General features: G+C 56.0%; 24 protein-coding genes and 2 tRNA genes. 10 read left to right on the forward strand and 16 right to left on the reverse strand.

Annotated elements, in window-relative coordinates:
* Nucleotides 1-92 precede the first annotated feature (92 nt).
* Nucleotides 93-875: an MBL fold metallo-hydrolase gene (locus tag GVO84_RS09525; RefSeq protein ID WP_159513969.1), complete on the forward strand. Its 783-nt coding sequence runs from the start codon at nucleotides 93-95 to the stop codon at nucleotides 873-875.
* Nucleotides 876-947: 72 nt separating this feature from the next.
* Nucleotides 948-1,583: a carbonic anhydrase gene (locus tag GVO84_RS09530; protein ID WP_023335425.1), complete on the forward strand. Its 636-nt coding sequence runs from the start codon at nucleotides 948-950 to the stop codon at nucleotides 1,581-1,583.
* A 28-nt stretch (nucleotides 1,584-1,611) separates the two neighbouring features.
* Here GVO84_RS09530 and GVO84_RS09535 read toward each other — a convergent pair whose 3' ends face one another.
* From GVO84_RS09535 to mdtK, 4 genes are all read right to left on the reverse strand, one after another.
* The gene (locus GVO84_RS09535; protein ID WP_159513970.1) at nucleotides 1,612-3,207 is read right to left on the reverse strand and encodes an FAD-NAD(P)-binding protein; all 1,596 of its coding nucleotides are present in this window, start codon (nucleotides 3,205-3,207) and stop codon (nucleotides 1,612-1,614) included.
* Nucleotides 3,208-3,325: 118 nt separating this feature from the next.
* A tRNA-Val gene (locus tag GVO84_RS09540) sits at nucleotides 3,326-3,402 on the reverse strand.
* 4 nt (nucleotides 3,403-3,406) lie between these two features.
* A tRNA-Val gene (locus GVO84_RS09545) sits at nucleotides 3,407-3,483 on the reverse strand.
* A gap of 153 nt (nucleotides 3,484-3,636) precedes the next feature.
* Entirely contained in the window at nucleotides 3,637-5,010 is a 1,374-nt protein-coding gene (gene mdtK, locus GVO84_RS09550; RefSeq protein WP_159513971.1) for an MdtK family multidrug efflux MATE transporter, read from the reverse strand.
* Nucleotides 5,011-5,235: 225 nt separating this feature from the next.
* Between mdtK and GVO84_RS09555 the strand changes: the two genes are divergently transcribed.
* Nucleotides 5,236-5,880, forward strand: coding sequence for a riboflavin synthase (locus GVO84_RS09555; RefSeq protein ID WP_023311347.1), 645 nt, complete (start codon nucleotides 5,236-5,238; stop codon nucleotides 5,878-5,880).
* Between the two features lie 31 nt (nucleotides 5,881-5,911).
* Here the strand turns inward: GVO84_RS09555 and cfa are convergent, their stop codons facing one another.
* Nucleotides 5,912-7,060: a cyclopropane fatty acyl phospholipid synthase gene (gene cfa, locus GVO84_RS09560; protein ID WP_159513972.1), complete on the reverse strand. Its 1,149-nt coding sequence runs from the start codon at nucleotides 7,058-7,060 to the stop codon at nucleotides 5,912-5,914.
* A 298-nt stretch (nucleotides 7,061-7,358) separates the two neighbouring features.
* Nucleotides 7,359-8,558 (reverse strand): purine nucleoside transporter PunC, encoded by a 1,200-nt coding sequence (gene punC, locus GVO84_RS09565; protein WP_121423484.1) that lies wholly within the window; start codon nucleotides 8,556-8,558, stop codon nucleotides 7,359-7,361.
* Between the two features lie 114 nt (nucleotides 8,559-8,672).
* Between punC and punR the strand changes: the two genes are divergently transcribed.
* Nucleotides 8,673-9,584, forward strand: coding sequence for a DNA-binding transcriptional activator PunR (punR, locus tag GVO84_RS09570; protein WP_121423485.1), 912 nt, complete (start codon nucleotides 8,673-8,675; stop codon nucleotides 9,582-9,584).
* A 17-nt stretch (nucleotides 9,585-9,601) separates the two neighbouring features.
* Here punR and purR read toward each other — a convergent pair whose 3' ends face one another.
* A complete protein-coding gene (purR, locus tag GVO84_RS09575; RefSeq protein WP_023335431.1) occupies nucleotides 9,602-10,627 on the reverse strand; it encodes an HTH-type transcriptional repressor PurR in 1,026 nt (341 codons plus the stop codon).
* Nucleotides 10,628-10,924: 297 nt separating this feature from the next.
* Here purR and GVO84_RS09580 point away from each other — a divergent pair, with 297 nt between their 5' ends.
* Both GVO84_RS09580 and GVO84_RS09585 read left to right on the forward strand, forming a co-directional pair.
* Nucleotides 10,925-11,014: a YnhF family membrane protein gene (locus GVO84_RS09580; RefSeq protein WP_008500596.1), complete on the forward strand. Its 90-nt coding sequence runs from the start codon at nucleotides 10,925-10,927 to the stop codon at nucleotides 11,012-11,014.
* A gap of 163 nt (nucleotides 11,015-11,177) precedes the next feature.
* Nucleotides 11,178-12,344: an MFS transporter gene (locus GVO84_RS09585; protein WP_121423486.1), complete on the forward strand. Its 1,167-nt coding sequence runs from the start codon at nucleotides 11,178-11,180 to the stop codon at nucleotides 12,342-12,344.
* 38 nt (nucleotides 12,345-12,382) lie between these two features.
* Here GVO84_RS09585 and sodB read toward each other — a convergent pair whose 3' ends face one another.
* Both sodB and GVO84_RS09595 read right to left on the reverse strand, forming a co-directional pair.
* The gene (sodB, locus tag GVO84_RS09590; RefSeq protein ID WP_159513973.1) at nucleotides 12,383-12,964 is read right to left on the reverse strand and encodes a superoxide dismutase [Fe]; all 582 of its coding nucleotides are present in this window, start codon (nucleotides 12,962-12,964) and stop codon (nucleotides 12,383-12,385) included.
* 122 nt (nucleotides 12,965-13,086) lie between these two features.
* Entirely contained in the window at nucleotides 13,087-13,860 is a 774-nt protein-coding gene (locus GVO84_RS09595) for a C40 family peptidase (protein ID WP_159513974.1), read from the reverse strand.
* Between the two features lie 338 nt (nucleotides 13,861-14,198).
* On the opposite strand from GVO84_RS09595, the gene grxD reads away from it, so the two are divergent.
* Nucleotides 14,199-14,546, forward strand: a complete 348-nt coding sequence (gene grxD / locus GVO84_RS09600) for a monothiol glutaredoxin 4 (RefSeq protein WP_003832760.1) — start codon at nucleotides 14,199-14,201, stop codon at nucleotides 14,544-14,546.
* A 74-nt stretch (nucleotides 14,547-14,620) separates the two neighbouring features.
* On the opposite strand, the gene rnt is transcribed toward grxD, so the two are convergent.
* The 5 genes from rnt to eptA form a co-directional block, all read right to left on the reverse strand.
* Nucleotides 14,621-15,280, reverse strand: coding sequence for a ribonuclease T (gene rnt, locus GVO84_RS09605; protein WP_159513975.1), 660 nt, complete (start codon nucleotides 15,278-15,280; stop codon nucleotides 14,621-14,623).
* Nucleotides 15,281-15,375: 95 nt separating this feature from the next.
* Nucleotides 15,376-15,783, reverse strand: a complete 408-nt coding sequence (gene gloA, locus GVO84_RS09610) for a lactoylglutathione lyase (protein ID WP_013096923.1) — start codon at nucleotides 15,781-15,783, stop codon at nucleotides 15,376-15,378.
* 100 nt (nucleotides 15,784-15,883) lie between these two features.
* Nucleotides 15,884-16,981, reverse strand: a complete 1,098-nt coding sequence (locus tag GVO84_RS09615) for an alkene reductase (protein WP_045353833.1) — start codon at nucleotides 16,979-16,981, stop codon at nucleotides 15,884-15,886.
* Between the two features lie 53 nt (nucleotides 16,982-17,034).
* Nucleotides 17,035-17,634: a TetR/AcrR family transcriptional regulator gene (locus GVO84_RS09620; protein ID WP_159513976.1), complete on the reverse strand. Its 600-nt coding sequence runs from the start codon at nucleotides 17,632-17,634 to the stop codon at nucleotides 17,035-17,037.
* A gap of 41 nt (nucleotides 17,635-17,675) precedes the next feature.
* Nucleotides 17,676-19,301: a phosphoethanolamine transferase EptA gene (eptA, locus tag GVO84_RS09625; RefSeq protein WP_159513977.1), complete on the reverse strand. Its 1,626-nt coding sequence runs from the start codon at nucleotides 19,299-19,301 to the stop codon at nucleotides 17,676-17,678.
* Between the two features lie 149 nt (nucleotides 19,302-19,450).
* Between eptA and GVO84_RS09630 the strand changes: the two genes are divergently transcribed.
* The 3 genes from GVO84_RS09630 to sodC all read left to right on the forward strand — a co-directional run bounded on the left by GVO84_RS09630 (nucleotide 19,451) and on the right by sodC (nucleotide 21,235).
* Nucleotides 19,451-19,690 (forward strand): DUF1289 domain-containing protein, encoded by a 240-nt coding sequence (locus GVO84_RS09630; protein WP_023335439.1) that lies wholly within the window; start codon nucleotides 19,451-19,453, stop codon nucleotides 19,688-19,690.
* A 48-nt stretch (nucleotides 19,691-19,738) separates the two neighbouring features.
* Nucleotides 19,739-20,635 carry an aldo/keto reductase gene (locus GVO84_RS09635; protein ID WP_032638255.1) on the forward strand — a complete coding sequence of 299 codons (897 nt, stop codon included), beginning with the start codon at nucleotides 19,739-19,741 and terminating at the stop codon, nucleotides 20,633-20,635.
* An 81-nt stretch (nucleotides 20,636-20,716) separates the two neighbouring features.
* Nucleotides 20,717-21,235: a superoxide dismutase [Cu-Zn] SodC gene (gene sodC / locus GVO84_RS09640; RefSeq protein WP_121423491.1), complete on the forward strand. Its 519-nt coding sequence runs from the start codon at nucleotides 20,717-20,719 to the stop codon at nucleotides 21,233-21,235.
* Here the strand turns inward: sodC and GVO84_RS09645 are convergent.
* Nucleotides 21,214-23,247, reverse strand: coding sequence for an FUSC family protein (locus GVO84_RS09645; RefSeq protein ID WP_159513978.1), 2,034 nt, complete (start codon nucleotides 23,245-23,247; stop codon nucleotides 21,214-21,216). The genes sodC and GVO84_RS09645 overlap by 22 nt on opposite strands.
* A complete protein-coding gene (locus GVO84_RS09650; RefSeq protein ID WP_159513979.1) occupies nucleotides 23,247-24,107 on the reverse strand; it encodes an HlyD family secretion protein in 861 nt (286 codons plus the stop codon). The genes GVO84_RS09645 and GVO84_RS09650 overlap by 1 nt, the downstream gene beginning before the upstream one ends.
* Nucleotide 24,108: the final 1 nt, after the last annotated feature.

A 24,108-nucleotide genomic window follows, 5' to 3' on the forward strand; every position in this document is an offset into this window, starting at 1 on the left:
CACAGTATAGGGCAAAAAAAGCCAGCAATGTACCTCGCAGCACATAAGGATAATCCCTGCCATACTCAGTGCTTTATCGCTGAGGAGAGCACATGATTACACTCTGTAAAACCTGTGGAACCGCCTACGATACGCAGCCGGACCGATGTCCGATTTGCGAGGACGAGCGCCAGTATGTGCCCGCCACGGGCCAGGCGTGGACCGATCTCGACACCGTCACCGCCACGCATACCAACAAATGGCAGCAGCTGGAGCCCCGGCTATTTGGGATCAAAACGGTCCCTGCGTTTGCGATCAACCAGCGGGCGCTGCTGCTGCAAACGCCTCACGGGAATATTCTCTGGGACTGCATCGCCAACCTCGACCCCGCAACCAAAACGATCATTACCGCCCTCGGCGGCATCAGCGCGATTGCGATTTCACATCCGCACTATTACACCACGATGCAGGAGTGGGCTGCGGCGTTTGATGCACCGGTGTACCTGCACGCCAGCGACAGAGAGTGGGTTATGCGCGACAGCCCGGCCATTCATTTCTGGGAGGGGGATGCGCTGGACGTTTTCCCGTCGGTCACTTTGCTGCGTCTGGGCGGGCATTTTGCCGGTGGAACCGTGCTGCACTGGCAGGAGGGGGACGGGGTACTGCTGGTGGGCGATATTCTGCAGGTCACGCCGGGTAAAGATGCCGTCTCGTTTATGTGGAGCTACCCGAATTATCTCCCGCTGCCGGCCCGCGCCGTGGCGTCGGTCGTGAGTCATCTCGAAGGCAAAACCTTTGAACGTCTTTACGGCGCGTTCGAAGGGCAGAACATCCAGGCCTTGGCGGACGAGATTGTGCAGCGGTCGGGCCAGAAATATATTGCTTGTCTGAAGTAAACCACGATGGGTAAACTTTACGAGTGTGATCTCGATCATGCCTAAACTAAAACAGATAAAAGAGACATTGCTATGCAACATATCATTGAAGGTTTTCTCAGCTTTCAAAAAGAGATTTTCCCGCAACGTAAAGAACTCTTCCGCAGTTTAGCGTCCAGCCAGAATCCCAAAGCGCTGTTCATCTCATGCTCCGACAGCCGTCTGGTCCCGGAACTGGTCACTCAGCAGGAGCCAGGACAACTCTTTGTCATTCGTAATGCTGGCAACATCGTGCCGCCGTTCGGGCCGGAGCCTGGCGGCGTGTCCGCCACCATCGAATACGCCGTGGTGGCGCTGGGCGTCACGGATATCGTGATTTGCGGTCACTCCAACTGTGGCGCGATGAAGGCGATTGCCGATAACGCGAACCTGGAGCCGATGCCTGCTGTGTCACACTGGCTGCGCTATTCCGACGCGGCGAAAGCCGTGGTTGAGAAGAAAACCTGGGATAAGCCGATCGATAAAGTCAATGCGATGGTGCAGGAGAACGTGTTTGCGCAGCTGAGCAACATTAAGACCCATCCGTCCGTCGCGGTGGGCCTGCGTAATAACTCTATCCGACTGCACGGCTGGGTGTACGACATTGAAAGCGGCAAAATTCTTGCCCTGGATAAAGAGACGAAAACCTTCGTTTCGCTGTCTGAAAACCCGGAAGTCTTCTTCGAGTAATCCGCGACAGCAGGGCATGGACGCCCTGTCAGTTCTCAAGATACGGTAATCTGCGCCGCGATCCGGTCGCGGGTTTTTCCGCCGCCTTCGCCATTGCTTGTGCAATCTCTGCACACTCCGCCAGCCCCTGAACGAAGGGACGATCGTGCATCAGCCACGGTATCGCGCCGAAGGCGATGCGCCCGCGAACGGTGTCAGGCGCTTTTAAGGTGTAATCCTCGCCGACGTCGGGTATCTCTTCGCCCGTGGCTTCCAGCTGTTTGCGCAGCGTCGGGAAGGGCAGATCTTTCGTTTTGAGCGGCTTTTGCCCGCGCGCATCAATAAAAACGTCGAAGCGGTAAACGGTCTCTTTTGTGGTTATCACCGTTCGATCGCTGCCAACATCCAGCGCGTAATCGTCACCGAGCGCAGCCACGCTAATGATGCCGGCTTCGCGAAGCGCGAGCAGCCTTCGGATCGACTGCGGGGGAATGGCCGCATAGTTGTCGATAAATACCCGGGCCAGGCCTTGCTTAAAGCGCTCTCTGTCCTCTTCGTCGAGGTGGGGGACAATCTCCTGAACCACCTCATGCAGCCGAAGGACGGTATAGCGCCAGGCCACGGTGCGCCGTTCGCGTTTGTTCCGCTCAACTTCGTTGAGATTCTCCTCCGCCCAGGTAAACGGACCGTGCAGTTTACGATCCTCAAACCAGGCCTCACGGATGCTGTCCGCATTCTGCTTATGCAGCGATATTTTCTCGCACCACGTCGGGTCAGCGAGCTGAAGCTCTTTGACCATCAGGGTAAAGATGCGGTCGAGCAGGCCATACGACCCTTTGGCAATCTCGCTTTCAGCCGCGCGTTCGGTCAATACCGACAACGGTTCGTAGGGGATAGGGCAGTAAAAATCGGCTTCCGGCAGGATGCCCGTCCTGGACATCAGGACAATGTTTAATGCTTCGCTGCCTTTATCCAGCACGAATTTATCGTCGCGAAACGCACCGTGCTGCATCACTACCGCCATGGCCGCGTCGAGACCGCTTAACGATGTCCCCATAATACCGACGCGGCAGGGAGGAATACGGGCGTCCATCAGACCGGACCAAGGGCTTGGGAAGAACGTGCGCGTGGCTTCATCCTCTTCTGGCCAGACGTGGCCGGTGGCGATAACCGCAAGGTCGAATTGATCGGGCAAGACGCTGCCGTTTACGGAAAGCGTAACGCCGGTTGTCGCGGTAATGATGTCAGTCACCTTCGCAGATTCATGGACATCAACGTTGAATCCCAGCCTTTTTGCCTCTTTTACGATGGAAAGAAAGCTGTCGCGGAAATACTCACCCAGCAGGAGTCGGGGCAGGAACTGCCGGTCATGCAGGCGGGCTTTATCCACCTTAAAGCGCGCAAGATGGGCGTCACTCTGGCCCTTAAGCCAGTCGAGGTAGGTCATAAAAATGGGCGGGATTTCAATGCTCGCAATGTTCGCCAGCATCAGACGAGAGTTATCGTCGTCGTTATAGGGCATACCCACGCCAGCGTCTTCGGATTGTTCAAAGATGGAAACTGAGAGCGGCGTGCTGTTTTTAAGGAGATGATAAAAAGTATAAATCCCTGTGGGGCCGGAGCCGATAATCGCGATTTTCTTCATCGACGGTCTTCCTGTTTTTTTTCCATAGGAAAAGCGTAGCAGGAGAATAATGATGAAAATAAGGGATTAGGAAAATTCAGGATATCAGAAGAGGATTTGCACCATTTCAGGACTGAAATGGTGCGTCCGAGTGGACTCGAACCACCGACCCCCACCATGTCAAGGTGGTGCTCTAACCAACTGAGCTACGGACGCAGAATGGTGCGTTCAATTGGACTCGAACCAACGACCCCCACCATGTCAAGGTGGTGCTCTAACCAACTGAGCTATGAACGCAACGTGTTGTCGGTGACAACGGGGACGAATATTAGCGGCACAGCACCGAGGTGGCAAGAGGGAAAATGCATTTTTCTCTCTGATTTCACGCGATTGCTTCATTACCGCGCAAAGTGAAGAGAAAGTAGCCGCCGGGCGGCGGCTACTGCGTCGTTAACGTGCAGCGCGCTGCAAAATGATCGTTGATGGCTGGCGTTGCAGGAAGCGCATTCGCATCATCATCATAATCGCCGCCGACGTCAGGCCGATGATAAAGCCCATCCAGAACCCTGCCGGACCCATGCGATCCACCACCAGATCGGTAAGCGCCAGGATATAGCCAGCCGGCAGTCCCAGCACCCAGTAGGCAATGAAGGTGATAAAGAAGATGGAGCGCGTGTCTTTATATCCGCGCAGCACGCCGCTGCCAATCACCTGGATGGAGTCAGAAATCTGGTAAATCGCGGCCAGCAGCATCAGGTGCGAGGCCAGCGCCACCACTTCCGGATTGTCGTTATAGAGCAGGGCAATCTGCTCCCGCAGTGCCACGGTAAAGAGCGCCGTACAGACAGCCATGCAGACGCCGACGCCCAGCCCGGTCCGGGCGGCCGTTTGCGCATCCAGCGTTGAGCCCTGGCCCAGGCGGAAACCCACGCGGATCGTCACCGCCGCCGCCAGGGACATCGGCAGGACGAACATCAGAGAGCTGAAGTTCAGCGCAATCTGGTGCCCGGCCACGTTCACAATGCCCAGCGGGGAGACCAGCAGGGCGACCACGGCAAACAGGGTCACCTCAAAGAACAGGGCGAGGGCAATTGGCAACCCTAACTGCACCAGACGCGTCATGATGCTCCAGTCCGGCGTGCTAAATCTGTTCTCGTTGCGAATATCGCGCATGGAACGGGCGTGTTTTACATAGGTGATCATCGCGAAAAACATCACCCAGTAAACGGCTGCCGTCGCCACGCCGCAGCCGACGCCGCCCAGCTCCGGCATCCCGAAGTGACCGTAAATAAAGATATAGTTCACTGGAATATTGACCAGCAGGCCGATAAAGCCCATCACCATCCCGGGCTTGGTTTTCGCCAGGCCCTCACACTGGTTACGCGCCACCTGGAAAAAGAGGTAGCCGGGCGCACCCCAGAGCAGGGCGCGCAGATAGCCCACGGCTTTATCAGCCAGTGCCGGGTCAATGTTATGCATAGCGCGAATGATATGGCCCGCGTTCCAGAGCACAACCATGATCAGCACGGAGACAAACCCTGCCAGCCAGAAACCCTGACGAACCTGGTGGGCAATGCGCTCGCGACGACCCGAGCCATTGAGCTGAGCGATAACAGGCGTGAGCGCGAGCAGCAGACCGTGGCCGAACAGGATGGCCGGAAGCCAGATTGACGTGCCGATAGCAACGGCCGCCATATCGGTGGCGCTGTAGCCACCTGCCATTACCGTATCCACAAATCCCATTGCGGTCTGGGCCACTTGCGCGACGATCACTGGTATAGCCAGTGCCAATAACTGGCGCGCTTCATTCATGTACTTCTGCACGTGAACACCTTTATTTTGTAGTTATTTGAGAGACTAAAAAAGCCGCCTTAACTGGCAGCAAGAAGAAAATGCAGGGGGGTGCCAGCTATTGTAGCGGGCTTTAGCTATTTATCTAGTGAAAAAATCGCCAGAAAATGCGCTCTGCTGGCAACCTCTTTTTCCAACTGTTATTGTGGTGGGATTAAACGGTGTCACCACCGTCCGGAAAAAACAGGAGTTGTAAGCATGTTTACTGGTATTGTGCAGGGCACCGCCAAAGTGGTGTCCATTGATGAAAAACCTAATTTCCGTACTCATGTTGTTGAGCTGCCGGAATATATGCTTGAGGGCATTGAAACCGGCGCGTCGATCGCCCATAACGGCTGCTGCCTGACCGTTACCGAAATTAACGGCAATCAGATTAGCTTTGATTTAATGAAAGAGACGCTGCGCATCACCAACCTGGGCGAGCTGGCGGTGGGAGATACCGTCAACGTTGAGCGTGCGGCGAAGTTCAGCGATGAGATTGGCGGCCACCTGATGTCCGGGCACATCATGACCACCGCTGAAGTGGCGAAAATCGTGACCTCGGAAAATAACCGTCAAATCTGGTTTAAAATGCAGGATCCTTCATTAATGAAATACATCCTCTATAAAGGATTTATTGGCATCGATGGGATTAGCCTGACGGTGGGTGAAGTAACGCCCACGCGTTTTTGCGTGCATTTAATTCCTGAAACGCTGCAGCGCACCACGCTGGGTGCGAAAAAACTGGGACACCGCGTGAATATTGAAATCGATCCGCAAACCCAGGCGGTGGTGGATACGGTTGAGCGCGTGCTGGCAGCAAAAGAAGCCGCAATAATAAAGACCGCCGCAGAAGAAGAATAAAAAAATAACCCCGGGTATCCGGGGTTATTTTTTAGCGTGCGACACGGAGTCCGTGTTCAATCCCACGGCTGAATACCACCTGCCAGAGCTGAATATCCCGTGCGCGAAACGCCCCCGCGCAGGCATTCAGATAATAGCTAAACATCCGCTTGAATCGTTCAGAATAGTTGTCCGCAATCTCAGGCCAGGTCTCCTGAAAACGAGCATGCCATGCCATCAACGTGGTGTCGTAATCCGCGCCAAAGTTATGCCAGTCTTCCATTACGAAATGGGGTTCACTGGCGTTGGCGATCTGGCGAACGGACGGTAAACAGCCATTCGGAAAGATGTATTTGTTGATCCACGGGTCAACGTTATTGTCGGTCCGCTTAGAGCCAATGGTGTGCAGCAGGAAGATGCCGTCCGGTTTCAGATTACGATCCACCACCTCAAAATAGGTATCGTAGTTTTTCGGCCCGACGTGCTCGAACATGCCGACGGAAACGATTCGGTCAAACTGTTCGTTCAGGTCACGGTAGTCCTGCAGCCGGATATCGACATCGAGACCCTGGCAGCGCTCTCGCGCCATTTTTTGCTGTTCCGCTGAAATCGTCACGCCGACGACGCTGACGCCATAGTGCTTCGCCATAAAATACGCCAGCCCGCCCCAGCCGCAGCCGATATCCAGCACGCGCATACCGGGCTGCAGCTGCAGCTTCTCGCTAATCAGACGCAGCTTGGCCTGCTGGGCCTCTTCAAGCGTCGACGCCTCTTTCCAGTAGGCGCAGGAGTACTGCATGAAAGGGTCCAGCATACGGCTGAACAGGTCGTTGCCAAGATCGTAGTGCTCTTTGCCAACGATCCACGCGCGTTTTTTACTTTGCAGATTGAACAGTCGGGCAGACGCGACGCGCAGGGTGTCTTTCAGATTGCGAGGGAGTTGATTTTCAAGACCGGCACGCAGCACGCTGGCGAAAAAGGTATCCAGACGTTCGCACTCCCACCAGCCGTCCATATAGCTTTCTCCCAGGCCTAACGATCCCTCTCGCAACACGCGTTTAAAAAAGTCGGGATGTTTAACCTGAGGATCGGATGGCGATGATCCATTGATAGTGATGCCTGCTCGACCTAACAGTTCACTGACGATCCGGGACCAGTTATCGTCCGGAACGCTGACTTCTTCTATACACGATGAACTCATAGCTTCTCCATCACCCTACTGTGATCAGAACCTTAAAACAGCGTAGACGCTTTTTTTGGTTTGTGAGAAATCTCACGGTAAATACCGCGAGGCTAATATCCGACGTAGAACAGAGGAAGGGAGATAACCCTTGCCGAAATGCCTTCCATGGTAAAACGGGAGCGCTCCGGCTCCCGTTAACACTTAATATTTATCGTATTTAATCGAACCAAATTTAGTATAGGCCTCAAAATTTGGTGATTCAATAGAAAATTCTTAGCAACCTAATCACTGAAAATTAACATGATTTCCGGCGCGATTATGCATGCGACGTTTCAACCTGAGTGCGGTTGTCCTGCTCACGCTGCGCGGCTGCCTGCATGCGATAGCCCATCACAGCCAGCGCGACGGTCACCAGCATCACGCTGGTGGTGGTCAGGAGCGGCGTGGCAATCAGCGCCGAGACCACCAGGCTTGCCAGGAAGCACAGCCCCAGCTGCAGGGTGTTCTGCAGCGCGGCGGCGCGGCCCGTCGCCTGCGGGAACGGACGCAGCGCCTGGGCCACGACAATCGGGTAAATCGCCCCGTTCGCGACGGCCATCACGCAGAATGGGATCAAAATTTCAGCCAGACCGGCACCCGGAATAAAGCCAACGGCCCAGGTCCCGACGACGCTCAGCGCATACAGCACCAGCAGCCATGGCAGCATCTGCTGACCTTCCCACTTTTGCAGCGCCGCGCGGCAGCCGTACCCGCCCACCAGGAACGCGATAGTCTGCGGAACGTAGCTCAGGCCGATGGCTGCCGGGCTGTAGCCCATATCGTGAAGAATAAACGGCGAACCGGTGAGCCACGCGAAAAAGCTTGCCGAGCAGGCGGCATAGATCAGGACATTGCCGCGATACGCTTTGGTGCTGAGCAGGGACGTGAAGGTAATCGGCTTCGCGTCAGCATGCGCTTCTTTTTTATGCGCGGGCTTGAGGGCGAACGCCGGCAGCATCAGTACCAGGGTAATGGCAAACAGCGTGGCGAAGATGGCCTGCCAGTCGAAATGCGCGAGGATCCAGCTGCCCAGCAGAGGGGCGAGGGCAGGTGAGAGACCCACCAGCGGCATAATGGTGGCGAAAATACGGTTAGTGCGGTTAGCCGGGTAATAGTCGGTGACCAGCGCCTGCCAGGTCACGGCCGCGGCACAGACGCCCACGGCCTGAATAAAACGCAGCACCAGCAGCCAGGTAGCATCGCGTACCCACAGCATCCCCAGGCAGCCCACGGCAAAAATGGCCAGGCCCAGCAGCAGTACCGGTTTACGACCAAAGCGATCCGAGAGCGGTCCCCAGAGAAGCTGTGCGAAGGCAAAACCGGCGAGGAATAAACTCAGGCTGGCGCTGATGGCGGCAGCCGGGGTTTGCAAATCTTCCTGCATGGCGGCAAACGCCGGCAGGTACATATCGGTGGCCAAAAAGCCCAGCACGCTTAAGCCGCCGAGCCAGACTAAAAAACCGTTCCTGGGTTGCATTATTTTATTCTCCTGAGGAGGCAGGTATACATTGGCGCTGAGTGTAGGGAGTGCAAAGCCGCTTGTGAAACGCTAATATTTGGCGGGTGCATTCAAATTTTTTGCAGGCAGAAAATGTGGTCAGATTATTCTCTTGAAGTGGTCGATGCTGTTGCGCGTAACGGTAGCTTTAGCGGTGCGGCGCAGGAGCTGCACCGCGTCCCTTCGGCAATCAGCTACACGGTGCGTCAGCTGGAGGAGTGGCTGGCGGTTCCGCTGTTTGAACGGCGGCATCGTGATGTGGAATTAACGCCCGCAGGCGCGTGGTTTTTGAAGGAAGGGCGTTCTGTTATCAAAAAAATGCAGATCACCCGCGAACAGTGTCAGCAGATCGCCAACGGCTGGCGGGGACATCTTTCCATCGCGGTGGACAACATCGTTAAGCCGGAACGCACCCGGCAGATGATCGTCGACTTCTATCGTCATTTTTCGGATGTCGAGCTGCGGGTCTCGCAGGAGGTGTTCAACGGCGTCTGGGATGCGCTGGCGGACGGCAGGGCAGAGATGGCGATTGGGGCCACGCAGGCGATCCCGGTCGGGGGGCGTTACGCTTTTCGCGATATGGGGATGCTGAGCTGGAAGTGCGTGGTGGCAAGCAATCATCCGCTGGCGGCGATGGAAGGGCCGCTGAGCGATGATACGCTGCGGAACTGGCCGTCGCTGGTGCTGGAGGATACGTCCCGTTCATTGCCCAAGCGTATTACCTGGCTTCTTGACAACCAGCGGCGGGTGGTGGCGCCTGACTGGGAATCGTCGGCGACGTGCCTCAGTGCCGGACTGTGCGTCGCGATGGTGCCCGTTCATTTCGCGCGTCCGCGCATCGATACCGGAGAGTGGGTTGAGCTGACGCTGGAGAATCCGTTCCCGGATGCGGCCTGCTGCCTCACCTGGCAGCAAAATGATGTCTCGCCTGCGATGGCCTGGCTGCTGGATTATCTGGGAGACAGCGAAACGCTAAATCGGGAATGGTTACGGGAGCCAGCGTAGCTGGCCCCGTAAGGCGATTAACGACGGTAGTCGCGGAACGGACCATCCGCAACGGAACGGCGTTCGATAAGACGCGGGTGAACTTCAATGGACTGCGACTCTTCACGCTTGTTGACGATCCTGTCCATAAGCATATTGAAGGCCGTTTCGCCCAGCGAATCTTTCGGCTGGTGAATGGTGGTCAGCGCTGGCGTGAAGAAACGCGCGTTACGCACGTTGTCATACCCGATCACGGAAATATCCTGCGGGACGCGCAGGCCCAGCTCGTCGGCAGCGCAGAGCGCGCCCATCGCCATGATGTCGCCTCCGCAGAAAACGGCTGTCGGACGGTGCGGCTGAGAGACGATTTGCTGCATCGCGCGGTAGCCCGATTCCGGCTCAAAGTCGCCCTGCACAATCCAGTTTTCCGGCACGTTGATCAGCGCTTCTTCCATCGCTTTCATAAAACCGGCCAGACGGCCCGCGCCGGTGTTGCGCTCCAGCGGACCGGGGATCACGCCAATCTCGCGGTGACCGCGTTCGATCAGATAACGACCGGCCATATAGCCGCCTTCAAAGGCGTTATCGATAACGGAATCGGTGAAATCCGCGCGCGCTTCGCCCCAGTCCATCACCACCATCGGAATGTGGCGATACTCTTCCAGCATCGACAGCACGGATTCGGGGTACTCGGAACACATCACCAGCAGGCCATCAACGCGCTTTTGCGCCATCATCGACAGGTAGGCGCGCTGTTTTTCAATGCTGTTCCATGCGTTGCCCAGAATCAGGGTATAGCCTTTCTGGAAGCAGTTTTTTTCAACCGCTTCAATGATCTCGGCAAAATAGGCCGCTTCACTGCTGGTCGCCAGCAATCCAATGGACTTGGTGTGATTAACCTTGAGGCTACGCGCAACCGCGCTTGGCGAATAGTGCAGCTCTTTGATCGCTGCCCAGACGGCATTGCGCGTCTCTTCCGCCACGAAGCGGGTTTTGTTAATTACATGTGATACGGTTGTAGTGGAAACGTTTGCGCGTTTTGCTACGTCTTTAATTGTTGCCATTAAATGTCACTCCAGACCATATCCTAAACTCCTGAAAAATTTGAAGGTAAACGTTTGCCTTCTCTCACCCTTATCTCGCAATGTTGAATTGCGGCACGCCGGGAAAACGACACGGGACGTCAGGAGGGGGTCAATGGCCGGTACGCTAATAAATTTAGCGTGGAATTTTGTCCTATCTTGATGAAAAGGGGAAGAGGTAAAGTGGTTATCAGTATAAATCCAGGAAGATTTTTGACGTAATCTGTGCAAAAATGAGCAAGCTCACTTTTCGTGTGGGGATTAAAAGGAGAAAAATTGATGAGTTCCGATCTTAAGTTTTCGCTGTTCACCACCGTTGTTGTGCTGGCTCTGATTGTCGCGGCCGGTCTGACGGCAGCGCTGCACTGATTTACGCGGAGGGAGAGCCTTCTCCCTCCCGACTCCCCGGATTGTTACTTCTCTGGCAAAAATCTTTTGCCATTTTGTTAACTTCTCATTTTTTGTGATTGATGTCATGCTTTCCGCTTCTTTGTTCTGTGTCACCACATGACACGGCATCCGGAGTTGACGCATGAAAATCAATTTTCCCCTGCTGGCCCTGGCGATTGGCGCTTTTGGGATTGGCACCACTGAATTCTCCCCGATGGGGTTACTGCCCGTTATTGCCCGGGGCGTAGACGTCTCGATCCCTGCGGCAGGCATGTTAATCAGCGCCTACGCTATCGGCGTGATGGTAGGGGCGCCGCTGATGACGCTTCTGCTTTCGCACCGCGCGCGCCGCAATGCGCTGATTTTCCTGATGGCGATCTTCACCCTGGGCAACGTGCTTTCGGCGATTGCGCCGGACTACACCACATTGATGCTGTCACGCATTCTGACCAGCCTTAACCACGGCGCGTTCTTTGGGCTGGGGTCGGTCGTGGCTGCCAGCGTGGTGCCAAAACATAAGCAGGCGAGCGCCGTGGCAACCATGTTTATGGGGCTAACGATTGCCAACATCGGCGGGGTGCCTGCGGCAACCTGGCTGGGGGAAGCGATCGGCTGGCGTATGTCCTTCCTGGCGACTGCCGGGCTGGGCGTGGTTGCGATGGTGGCGTTGTTCTTCTCCTTGCCGAAAGGCAGCGCGGGGGAACGTCCTGACGTGCGTAGAGAACTGTCGGTGCTGATGCGTCCGCAGGTGCTCTCCGCGCTGCTCACCACCGTGCTGGGGGCAGGGGCGATGTTTACCCTCTACACCTATATTTCACCGGTATTGCATGACATCACCCACGCAACGCCACTCTTTGTGACCGCGATGCTGGTGCTGATTGGCGTGGGCTTCTCGATCGGTAACTATCTCGGCGGGAAATTTGCCGACCGTTCCGTGAGCGGGACGCTGAAGGGCTTCTTAACCCTGCTGATTGTCATCATGATTGCCATTCCGTGGCTGGCGCGTAATGAGTTTGGGGCCGCGATCGCGATGGTCGTCTGGGGAGCTGCCACTTTCGCCGTGGTGCCGCCGCTGCAGATGCGCGTGATGCGCGTCGCCCATGAAGCGCCGGGCCTCTCATCTTCGGTCAACATCGGTGCCTTCAACCTGGGCAATGCGCTCGGTGCGGCGGCCGGTGGGGCCGTGATTTCGGGGGGACTGGGATACAGCTTTGTGCCGGTGATGGGGGCGATTATTGCCGCGCTCGGCCTGCTGCTGGTGATGATGTCGGGTCGTAAACAGCCTGAAGCAGCCTGCGCTGCGGAATAAACCAAAAACGCAGAAGGGCGAACCCTTCTGCGTGTCTCTTACGCGGCGAAGTTCTTCGAGACAAAGTCCCAGTTAACCAGTGCCCAGAAGTGCTCCAGGTAGTTCGGGCGCGCGTTGCGGTAATCAATGTAGTAAGCGTGTTCCCATACGTCCACGGTCATCAGCGGCTTAGCGCTGGTGGTCAGCGGGGTGCCCGCGTTAGAGGTGGAAACGATAGCCAGTTTGCCATCCGCCTCTTTAACCAGCCACGTCCAGCCAGAACCGAAGTTCTTGATGGCTGCATCGGTAAATTTCGCTTTGAAATCCGCGAAGCTGCCAAATGCGGCAGTGATAGCGGTAGCCAGTTCACCGGCAGGTTCACCGCCGGCATTCGGCGCCAGGCAGTGCCAGTAGAAGGTGTGGTTCCACACCTGAGCGGCGTTGTTAAATACGCCACCCTCTGAGCTGCGGACGATTTCTTCCAGCGTTTTGCCTTCAAAATCGGTGCCCTTGATCAGATTGTTCAGGTTGGTGACGTACGTCTGGTGATGCTTGCCGTAATGATATTCCAGGGTTTCCGCCGAAATGTGCGGTGCCAGGGCGTCTTTTGCATACGGTAGTGCAGGTAATTCGAACGACATTGCTTCTCTCCTTATTGTATTTTGCGTTGCCAATAACCACACAGACAACAAGGACAGGATAGCAAATTGAAAGGGTATGCAAAAGAGGAACTTACCCTGCCACGGGTGTGGCAGGGTAGGGGTTAGCGAATGGTTTTCGGCGTCATCACGCGACGTGCGCCGACGTAATGGCGTACCCAGTAGTCTTCACTGAGAGAGGTGATCTGAATATCCTGGCCGCTACGCGGTGACTGGATGAATTTTCCGTTGCCGACATAGACGCCGACGTGGTCAGCCGTGCCGCGACCCTGAGTGCGGAAGAACACCAGATCGCCGTTTTCCAGCTCACCGCGGTCAACCGGTGAGGCATCGCGCAGGTGGTACATCTCATTAGCGGTACGAGGAATGCGGAACTTGACCAGATCTTTATAGGCGTAATAGACGAGGCCGCTGCAGTCAAAGCCGGTACGCGGCGAGCTGCCACCCCAGTGATAGGGTTTGCCAATCTGCCCCATCAGTTTGTTCATCGCGGTTTTTTGCGCTTTCTGTACTCGCACTTTATGCACTTCCGCTATTTTCGTGACCTTCGTGCATTTCGCCTTGTGGCCTTTACGCGTGATGCATTTTTCAGTAACGAGGTTAGCGGCGGTTTGCGAAGCTTTATTTTTGGCGGAGTGGGCAGTGCGGGTAGGTTTTGTTTTCGTCTTGCTGGAAGCGGTCTGTTTCGTTTGAGCCGGTGTTTTTTTCTTGTCGTTCTTAGCGGTGGTTTTTTTCTTACGTTCTGTGGCTTTCACCAGATGGTTTTTTTGTACAGCAGAATGCCGCGCCTGCTGAGAGGCGTTTGCCACTGGCGTGAAAGTGAGTGAAGTAAACAGTAAAGCACAGAGCGTGATCGAGATTTTATTTATCCGCGCCACTGGGCAGTCCCCTGATAAATGCAGGTCATCAATAATACCCGCGTGTGATTTACAAAGCCCGTCGATTCTAATCTATAAAAACCCAGAAAGTTAATAGCATTTTTCAATCTACAAGCGTGTTTCGTTAGCAAGTGCAAAAAAATTCATCGTATTGTCGCACAATTGCCCACTCCCTAAGCAAAACCCTGGCCGCCGCAGGGGTAAACACCATTTGCAATGCAACTTTGCGTGACTCGGGGTAGAATGTATAAACGTGACAAAAATGTTATTTTCCGATGCCAGTCTGACCCGCTACAATGTCAGACGAATGCCGTAACAGAAGTTAAAGGAAGCAAGACATGAGCACCACTATTGAAAAAATCCAGCGCCAGATCGCTGAAAACCCGATTCTGCTGTATATGAAAGGTTCTCCGAAGCTGCCAAGCTGCGGCTTCTCCGCACAAGCGGTTCAGGCGCTGTCAGCCTGTGGTGAGCGTTTTGCTTACGTTGATATCCTGCAGAACCCGGACATCCGCGCTGAGCTGCCAAAGTATGCTAACTGGCCGACTTTCCCACAGCTGTGGGTTGACGGTGAACTGGTTGGCGGCTGCGATATCCTGATTGAAATGTATCAGCGCGGCGAACTGCAGCAGCTGATCAAAGAGACGGCGGCGAAGTACAAAACTGAAGAGCCGGACGCAGAGTAATTTTCTGCGCAAATAAAAAAGCGACCCGCTATGTGGTCGCTTTTTTTTGTCGGGTGGCGCTGCGCTTACCCGACCTACGATTGGCGCTCGGCCTCATCACCCATCGGCAGCGGCCAGCCGCCCAGACGCTTCCAGCGGTTGACGATCTCACAGAACAGCTCTGCGGTGCGCTCCGTGTCGTATAAAGCGGAATGCGCCTGCGTGCCGTCAAACTCAATTCCTGCCGTGATGCAGGCCTTTGATAACACCGTTTGCCCCAGGGCCAGGCCGCTCAGTGCGGCGGTGTCGAAGGTCACAAACGGGTGGAAGGGATTGCGCTTGAGCGCGGCGCGCTCGGCGGCGGCCATGGTAAAGCTGTGATCGAAGGTGGCGTTATGGGCCACCATGATGGCGCGGCTGCAGTTACTCTCTTTCATGCCTTTACGCACCATTTTAAAAATGGCGTGCAGCGCATCATATTCACTCACTGCACCACGCAGCGGGTTATGCGGATCGATACCGTTGAACGCCAGCGCTTCCGGCTGTAAGTTTGCCCCTTCGAAAGGTTCAACGTGGAAATGCAGCGTGGTGTCCGGGATAAGCCAGCCCTGTTCATCCATCTTCAGCGTGATGGCGGCAATTTCGAGCAGCGCATCGGTTTTAGCGTTAAATCCGGCTGTTTCTACATCAATGACAACGGGATAAAAACCACGAAAACGGTCGCACAGACCGCTAAATTGAGCGTTATCGGACATCAGGGTCTCTTACTAGGGGAAAAAGCAGAGCGCATTATGGCAAATTTTGCAGGGTGATGCAGTAAAACTACGGGCGCAAGTTGCGCCCTGAAGGATCAGTTGCCCAGACCGCGACCCGCGTCTTTGGCTTCAATCAGCTCGATTTTGTAACCGTCCGGATCTTCCACGAACGCAATCACGGTGGTGCCGCCTTTTACCGGGCCCGCTTCGCGCGTAACGTTACCACCGTTGCTGCGAATGCGCTCACACGCTTCGGCCGCGTTGTCCACTTCCAGCGCGATGTGGCCGTAGGCAGTGCCCAGCTCATAGCTGTCTACGCCCCAGTTGTAGGTCAGCTCGATCACCGCTTCATCCGTTTCCGGGCCGTAACCCACGAACGCCAGCGAGTATTTGTATTCCGGGTTTTCGCTGGTGCGCAGCAGCTTCATGCCCAGTACGTTAGTGTAGAAATCAATGGAACGTTGCAGATCGCCAACGCGCAGCATGGTGTGAAGTAGGCGCATAATTTCCTCATTAACCAATGAAATAGACTGTCTTTTTGAACAGAAACGATGTTTTAGTATAGCGGCGAAGTATCGCCGCTATCAATGAACAACGGCGAGATTACAGAGAAGGGTAGTCGGTGTAGCCTTCCGCGCCGCCGCCGTAGAAGCTTTCCGGGCGCTGCGGGTTCAGGGCCGCTTTTTTCTGCAGGCGGGCAACCAGATCCGGGTTGGCGATGTAGTCGCGGCCAAACGCGACGGCATCAATCAGCCCTTTGCCGATCAGGTCTTCGGCTTTCTCCGGGGTATAAGCCCCCGCGCCGATGATCACCCCGTGGAAACGCTCGCGCACTTTCTGACGGAATGCGTCCGTGTAAGGCTTACCGCCAGCCCAGTCCGGCTCGGACATGTGCAGATAGGCGATGCCACGTTTTGCCAGTTCTTCGATCAGGTACAGGGCATCCGCTTCTTCGTTCGGACCGTTGTCGACGTTCTGGAAAGAACCGATTGGGGAGACGCGGATCCCGATACGGTCCGGGCTCCACTCCTGGCATACGGCGTCAACCACTTCCAGCACCAGGCGAGCGCGGTTTTCGACGCTGCCGCCGTACTGGTCGGTGCGATGGTTAGACGACGGTGACAGGAACTGGTGCAGCAGGTAGCCATGGGCGGAGTGCAGCTCAATCAGGTCAAAACCGGCTTCACGAGCGTTGGCCACGGCCTGGCGGAAGTCGTTCACGATACCCGGGATCTCGTCCAGCTCAAGCGCGCGCGGCATAGAGGTATCCACGCGGATCGCATTGCCGTTTTCATCACGCAGGGATGTACGGGTATTTGCGCTCAGGGCCGAAGCGGAGACCGGTGCCTGGCCGCCAGGCTGAATGCTGCTGTGAGAGATACGACCGGTATGCCACAGCTGGACCGCAATGCGACCCTCTTCAGCGTGAACGCCCGCGGTGATTTTCTTCCATGCGGCGATCTGTTCCGGGCTGTGAAGACCCGGCGCACCCGCATAACCCTTAGCCTGAGCGGAAATCTGCGTGGCTTCGGTGATGATCAGGCCAGAGCTTGCGCGCTGACGATAGTATTCACCCATCAGTGGGGTTGGGATGTCACCCGGCTCAATGCTGCGCAGACGGGTAAGCGGAGCCATAAACACGCGGTTTGGCGCAGTGACGGCACCCACTTTTAAGGGGGTAAATAATTTTTCAGCTGACATAAAGACTCCTGAGTAGACCAGTCGACTAGTAATAAGGTAAATAAAAACGCCTGCTATACGCCAGGCGCAGTAATACTGTTTTTCACATGTGCCAGGGCGCTTTCCAGCGGCACGGCACTGCGCGAAGTTTTTGCCTGCAGGTTAGCCCCTAGCCAGAGCGCATATAACACCTGCGCCTGGGTTAGCGGCTCGCCTGAAAAGGCCAGCGTTTTTTCATCGCGGCCTTTCTCCAGCGCTTGGGCCAGCAGGGCGATAACGCCGCGGGCACCTTTATCCATCGCCGTGCGCATATCTTCAGAAAGATCGCACACTTCTGCAGACAGCTTAACGGTCAGGCAACCGCTGATGATGCCCTGCTGACAGAACTGGTTCAGCGTTTCCTGATAGTAGTTCAGAACACGATCCCGGTAGTTGCCTTCACCCGATGCAAAGTGGGTCGCCAGCCGCTGGTGGTAGCCAGCATAATGACGCTCCAGCATCGCCACGCCGAAGGCCTCTTTGGACCGAAAGTAGTGGTAAAACGACCCCTTCGGTACCTCAGCGGTTTTTAACAACTCGCTCAACCCCATACCGGTAAACCCGCGATGCATGCAAAGCTGCTCGCCGGTCGCCAGTAAATGTTCGCGGGTATCGTGTTCAGTATTTCTGCTCATGGCCGCACTCTAATAGACCGTTCGGTCTAATGCAAGCGCGTTTACTGGCGACATGCGCTCAGGATATCCAGCTGCTGTTGATAAACCATTGATTTCACGTCCATCATACCCAGTACGGTCGAGAACAAATTGTCCTGAGAAACCGCATTTTTTGCTGCATGGTCACGCAAACACTGTTCGTTTACGCCAAAGTTTTTCGCGTAATCCGGTGACAGCCAGAACATAAACGGAATATGCGTTTGCTGCTCCGGTGCCAGCATGTACGGCGTACCGTGCAGATAAATACCGCTTTCACCCAGCGATTCACCGTGATCTGAAAGATAAATCAGGGCGGTGTTCATGCTCGCCTGGCGGGCTTTCAGCGCATCAATGGTTTTGCTGACCATGCTGTCGGTGTAGAGGATGGTGTTGTCATAGGTGTTCATCAGCGCCTGATGATCGCAATCCTGAATTTCATTGGTGTCGCAGGTTGGGGTGAATTTACGGAAGTTGTCCGGGTAACGGCGATAGTATGCCGGACCGTGGCTCCCCATCAGGTGGATAACCAGCACCGTGTCTTGCTTCACGCCATCCAGCACGTTGTCCAGACGGTAGAAATTGACATCGTCAATACAGGATTTGTCTTTGCAGAACTGATCCAGATTCCACTGCGTCATGTCGGTATGAGGGATGCGATCGCAGGCACCTTTACAGCCGCCGTCGTTGTCGCGCCACAGCAGGTTGATACCCGCATGCTTGAGCACGTCGAGCAGTCCTTCGCGATGGTGAGCCAGGTCGGCATCGTATTTGCTGCGCGTCATGCCGGAGAACATACAGGGAACGGAGACCGCGGTTTCAGTCCCACACGAGGAGGCCTGCGGGAAGTTAATCACATCCTGCTTTTTCAGTTCCGGGTTGGTTTCGCGCCCGTAACCGTTCAGGGAGTAGTTTGCCGCGCGAGACGCTTCGCCGACGACAAGCACCAGAACGGTTTTCTTTTGTTGACCGGTAATCAGTGGCCCTTTATGGGCATCTTCACCAATGCGCACCAGCGTTTGATCGCCGGCAAACCAGCGCATTTTGCTGTACTTCACCACGGCGCTGACATAGTTCGCCGGGGTGACCATTTTGACGATGCTTTTGTTATTGCGGAACAGCGACGCGTAGTCTTTATAAAACAGCGCGGCAATCAGGATAATCACCAGCAAGGCGCCGAGCATCGCGGCAACCCGCGTCAGCAGCGCATACCACCATTTCCCGGTACGAATACGGGTCAACGCCAGCACCGCGGAAGGCACGAGGCCGGCAATGACAATCCACAGGATCATCTGCGGGGTCACCAGAGCGGTCGCTTCCTGAGAGTTGGTTTCGAACACGTTCACAATCATGTTCTGATCGATCACCGCGCCATAGGTGTACATAAAGTAGGTTGCCGCAGCGCATCCGATCGTCAATACAATCAGCAGCGGCTTGCGGAGATACGGGATATTCAGCAGGCTAAAAACAATCACCCAACCGCAAAACAGCACCAGCGGGACGGAGGCGGCAAACAGGAAGTCGTGAAGATGCACAGGGCCAATAATGGCCCAGCTGCGCTGGATAAACAGCCCGTTCAGCAAGGTAAAGAAGAGTGCACAGCCCAGAGTAAATTTAATGTCGTTACATTGTAACTTTTTGATTAACCACATCGATCGGTAAACCTGTCATTGTCATGATGGGCCGAGTATAGAGAGGGAAGATTAGTGAAACCTTAATGCCATAAATCTGTGATATAGGCCTTGCACGCGGCGCGTTTAGCGTCTTCACTGTAGGTGAGAGTGGCTATCGGGAGGTGAGTGTGGCAGAGCAGCTGGAGTTTTTCCCCATCCAGAGCCCGTGCCGGGGTATTTGTCAGGTCGATGAACGCGGATATTGCCGCGGGTGCATGCGTACCCGTGACGAGCGTTTTAACTGGCAAAACTTTAGCGACACGCAAAAGCAGGAGGTGCTACGCCTCTGCAGACAGCGTTTTCTGCGCAAAATACGTGCAAACAAAGCTGGCGAGACCGAAGAACCGCAGCAACCTTCACTTTTTTAACACGGTAATTGCGTATACTCATGACATTACGTCCTTGAGGAAAATGTTATGGTTCAGCGAATTACCCTTGCCCCCCAGGGGCCAGAATTCTCCCGTTTTGTTATGGGCTACTGGCGCCTGATGGACTGGAATATGTCCCCCCTCCAGCTGGCGAGCTTTATTGAAGAGCACCTCGATTTAGGCATCACCACGGTCGATCATGCGGATATTTACGGTGGCTACCAGTGCGAGGCCGCGTTCGGCGAGGCGCTCAAGCTGGTTCCGGCACTCCGCGATCGCATGGAGATCGTGACGAAGTGTGGGATTGCCACCACGGCAAAACCTGAACACGCCCTCGGTCATTACATCACCGACAGCGCGCACATCATCAAGAGCGCCGAGCAGTCGCTGGTCAATCTGGCGACCGACCGTATCGACCTGCTGTTAATCCACCGTCCCGACCCGCTGATGGATGCCGATGAGGTGGCGGAAGCCTTCCTGAACCTTCACCAGAGTGGGAAAGTGCGTCACTTCGGCGTGTCTAACTTTACCCCGGCACAGTTTGCGCTGCTTCAGTCGCGTCTGCCGTTTACCCTGGCCACTAACCAGGTTGAGATCTCCCCGGTACACCAGCCGCTGCTGCTGGACGGTACCCTCGATCAGCTGCAGCAGCTGCGCATTCGCCCGATGGCCTGGTCGTGCCTGGGGGGCGGACGTCTGTTCAATGATGATGAATTCCAGCCGCTTCGCAACGAGCTTGAAACCATCGCCCGCGAGCTGAACGCCGAGAGCATTGAGCAGGTGGTTTACGCGTGGATCCTGCGCCTGCCGTCAAAACCGCTGCCGATTATCGGTTCCGGCAAAATTGAGCGCGTGCGTTCTGCGCTGGCGGCTGAAGAGCTGCAGATGACCCGTCAGCAGTGGTTCCGCATCCGCAAGGCCGCGCTGGGTTACGACGTACCATAAACCGCATGAAGGTGACTTTCCGGTGAAATCTTTGCCCCTGGTATACACTTAAGGGGCAAAAAATAACCCGCGGAGGTCATTATGAAGCGTTTTGCTCTGGCACTGGTCACGCTGGTTGTTTGCGCAGGGGCGCAGGCAGCCAGTGACGAAGTGGAAATGAATCTCGTCACCTCACAGGGTGTGGGTCAGTCCATCGGAACGGTGAAAATCACTGAAACCGATAAAGGACTGGAGTTTGCCCCCAACCTCAAAGCCCTCCCTCCCGGTGAACATGGTTTCCATGTTCACGCCAAAGGCAGCTGCCAGCCCGCTTTAAAAGAGGGCAAACCGTCGGCGGCGGAAGCGGCCGGGGGTCACCTCGATCCGCAGCATTCCGGCAAGCATGAAGGCCCGGATGGCATGGGGCATTTAGGCGATCTGCCTGTGCTGGTGGTGAATAACGATGGTAAAGCCACCGATCCCGTTGTCGCACCGCGGCTGAAAAAGCTGGATGAGGTGAAAGGCAAAGCGCTGATGATTCATGTCGGTGGCGATAACATGTCCGATAGCCCTAAACCGCTCGGTGGCGGCGGGGCACGCTATGCGTGCGGCGTGATCTGATCCCCAATCGTACCCGGCGGCGGGGCCTGTTCCAGCTGCGACAGCGAGCAGTGCAGGCGCCAGATTATCGAGGCCAAATCACGGGCTGCGGGCAGATGATGCCGTGCCAGCGTATCGCAGATCCGCTGCAGTTCATTCAGCGTGGTTTCCAGAGGCCGCTGCTGGACGCCGCGCTCGCTCATCACATCGCGCAGCAGGGAGATGCAAACATCACGAACCTGCGACAGCGGATCGGAGCGCGTTTCCCACGCGCGAAGCTGCCAGACCACGTGCGAGCAGTTCAACAGCACCACGCCCCAGCGCAGCAGCCAGCGCCGCGACAGCGCGTCCTGGCTGTTATCCAGCTGGCTGACGTGGTGATACACCAGCGATTCATACTCGTTTTCACCCAGATGCGGTTTACGGCTGAGCTGGTCGACAAACCCTCTGCGTAACTCCCGAATATGCCTGCGGCTCTTGCGGGCATCGGAGCCGGGACGCAGCACCGCGAAAGCCAGCCACGCCAGCCCCACGCCCAGGATCTTCGCCAGGTTGTCATTGAGAAAGTCGGCGTAATCGTACACCGGCGGATTCGTCACGGAGATAAACGACCCCATAAAGACAATCAGCTGTCCCCAGAGGCCCGCCAGTTTTGGCATTTGCAGCTTCAGAAGCTGCATGGTGGTCAACAGGGGAAACAGAAACAGCAGAAACTGCCACAGATCGCTTATCTGCACCATCAGGCCAAACTTCACCACAAAGCTGAACAGCGACAGCAGCACCAGCGTGCGCAGCAGGAGCGTAAGCGAGTTAAACGGCGAGGCCGCGACGGAGTAAAGCACGCAGCTGATGGCGGCAAGCGTCAGGGCCGCCGTGCCGGACTCCCATTGCGTGGTAATGCTCCACGCTCCCACCAGCATCAGCGCGCAGAAGGTGCGAAAACCGCTCCACAGCGCTTCCAGGTAGTCGGTATGGCGTGCGAGTGCCGGGCTGCCGGGGACGTTGAACTCCGTTAATGGGGTGGCATTTTCGACGGACGCGATCCAGCGGCTGCTGCGCAGGTACAGCCGACAAAAGTAATTCAGGCGCTGCCAGAAGGCACGATGGCGGTAGTCGTACTCATCAGCCGGGGCGAGCGGGGCGATAATCCGCGACACGGTGTAGATGTCCGCATCCGGGCGCGCAAGGGCCGCGAGTAGCGTTTCAATCACGGCACGGGTGTTTTCAGGCGGCGTCGGCCAGTTGAGCAGCATCCGGCGCAGGCTGGAGATGGCACTGGTCATGCGCAGCTGCTGGTGCAGCAAATAGTTAAGCAGGGTGTTCTGACGGCGAAAGCGGTAGTGGCTCCAGAACGCCTGAATACGCAACAGGTTCATGGTCAGGATCTGTCCGATAACCTTTTCATGCGCGAGGCGGATGTCATCGCTGGTATCTGGTTGCCACAGCAGGCTCGCGTGCTCGAGTAACCGGGTATGCATGGTTCTCAGTGCGGTGATGAGCGCGGTGCCGTCGGACGTGCTGGGAAGGATCATCATCATGAAGCCGCCGCTGAGGATCCCGACAATCACTTCGCAGACGCGCGCCTGCGCGATATCCCACAGCTCGGTGGTGTCGAGCACGTTAACCACCGGAAAGGCGATGATGGCGGCGGTATACCCCGCCAGCTGGAACGCGTAGGCGACGTTATTGGTAAAATGGGCGCAGGCCCAGGTACAGCATCCCAGCCATGCCGCCATGCTCAGCAGGAACAGCCACGGATCGTTCAGCGTATGGCCCGCAATAATTAACGCCGCGGTGGCTCCGAGCAGGCTGCCTGCGATACGGCCAAGGCTTTTACTGATCACCCCGCCGACCGTTGGGAAACTGACCACCGCTGCCGACGTCATCGCCCAGTAGGGTTCATCCAGGTTCAGGTAATAGGCGACGGTCAGCGCAAGGCACATGGCAATGCCGTTACGCAGCGCGTAGCGCCACTGGGGACGCGTCGCTTTCATCCACGGCGTGTTGTGCCAGGTGAGCCCCTGCAGCTTCATTAGCGGGTTCCGATGGAGACGGTGCAGGTGGTGCCGGATACCAGGGTAATGTCCTCCGGCAAACGGTCAAATTCTACGCGAACCGGAACGCGCTGGGCCAGGCGCACCCAGGGAACGTTCGGCTTAATGTCCGGCACCAGCCCGGAATCTGTTTCAACGCTTTGATCGTAAATGGCCCGGCCTATGCTGGATACGTGACCCTGTAACTTTTGCGAGCCGCTATAAAGCGTAATCGCGGCTGGCGATCCCTCGCGGATATGCCGAAGCTTGGTCTCTTCGAAATAGCCCACGACGTAGAAGGAGTGGCTGTCGACGAGGGCAAAAACCGGCTGGCCGGTGGTGGCGTAGTTACCCACGCGGGCGGAGAGGTTGGTCACCCATCCATCGACCGGTGCTGTAATCACGGTTTGGGTCAGTTGCCACTGCGCCTGCTTAAGCGTCGCCTCCGCCACGTTGACGCTCGCCTGCATAGCCTTAACGTTAATATTCGCGGTGTCTAAATCTTCCGCTGAGATGTAGTTTTGCGACAGGTGACGGCGTCGGTTGGCCTCGTTGTTTGCCTTTGCCAGATCCGACTGGGCTTTAGCCAGCTGCGCCTGGGCGTTCAGAATCGCAATGTGGTACGGGGTGTCGTCGATTCGGAATAAAACATCTCCCTTTTTGACGAACTGGTTATCCTTAACCAACAGCGTCGTGATTGTTCCCGACACCTGAGGGGTGATGCTGACCTGTTCAGCACGAACTTTGCCATCACGCGTCCAGGGCGACTGCATATAAAAATTCCACATCCACCAGCCCGCCACCAGCGCGAGGGCAAGGACAAACAGGGTGGAAAAGTATTTTAGCGTTTTCAGGGACATA

The sequence above is a fragment of the Enterobacter sp. SM3 genome (genome assembly GCF_009811935.2).
Lineage (GTDB): Bacteria > Pseudomonadota > Gammaproteobacteria > Enterobacterales > Enterobacteriaceae > Enterobacter > Enterobacter asburiae_D.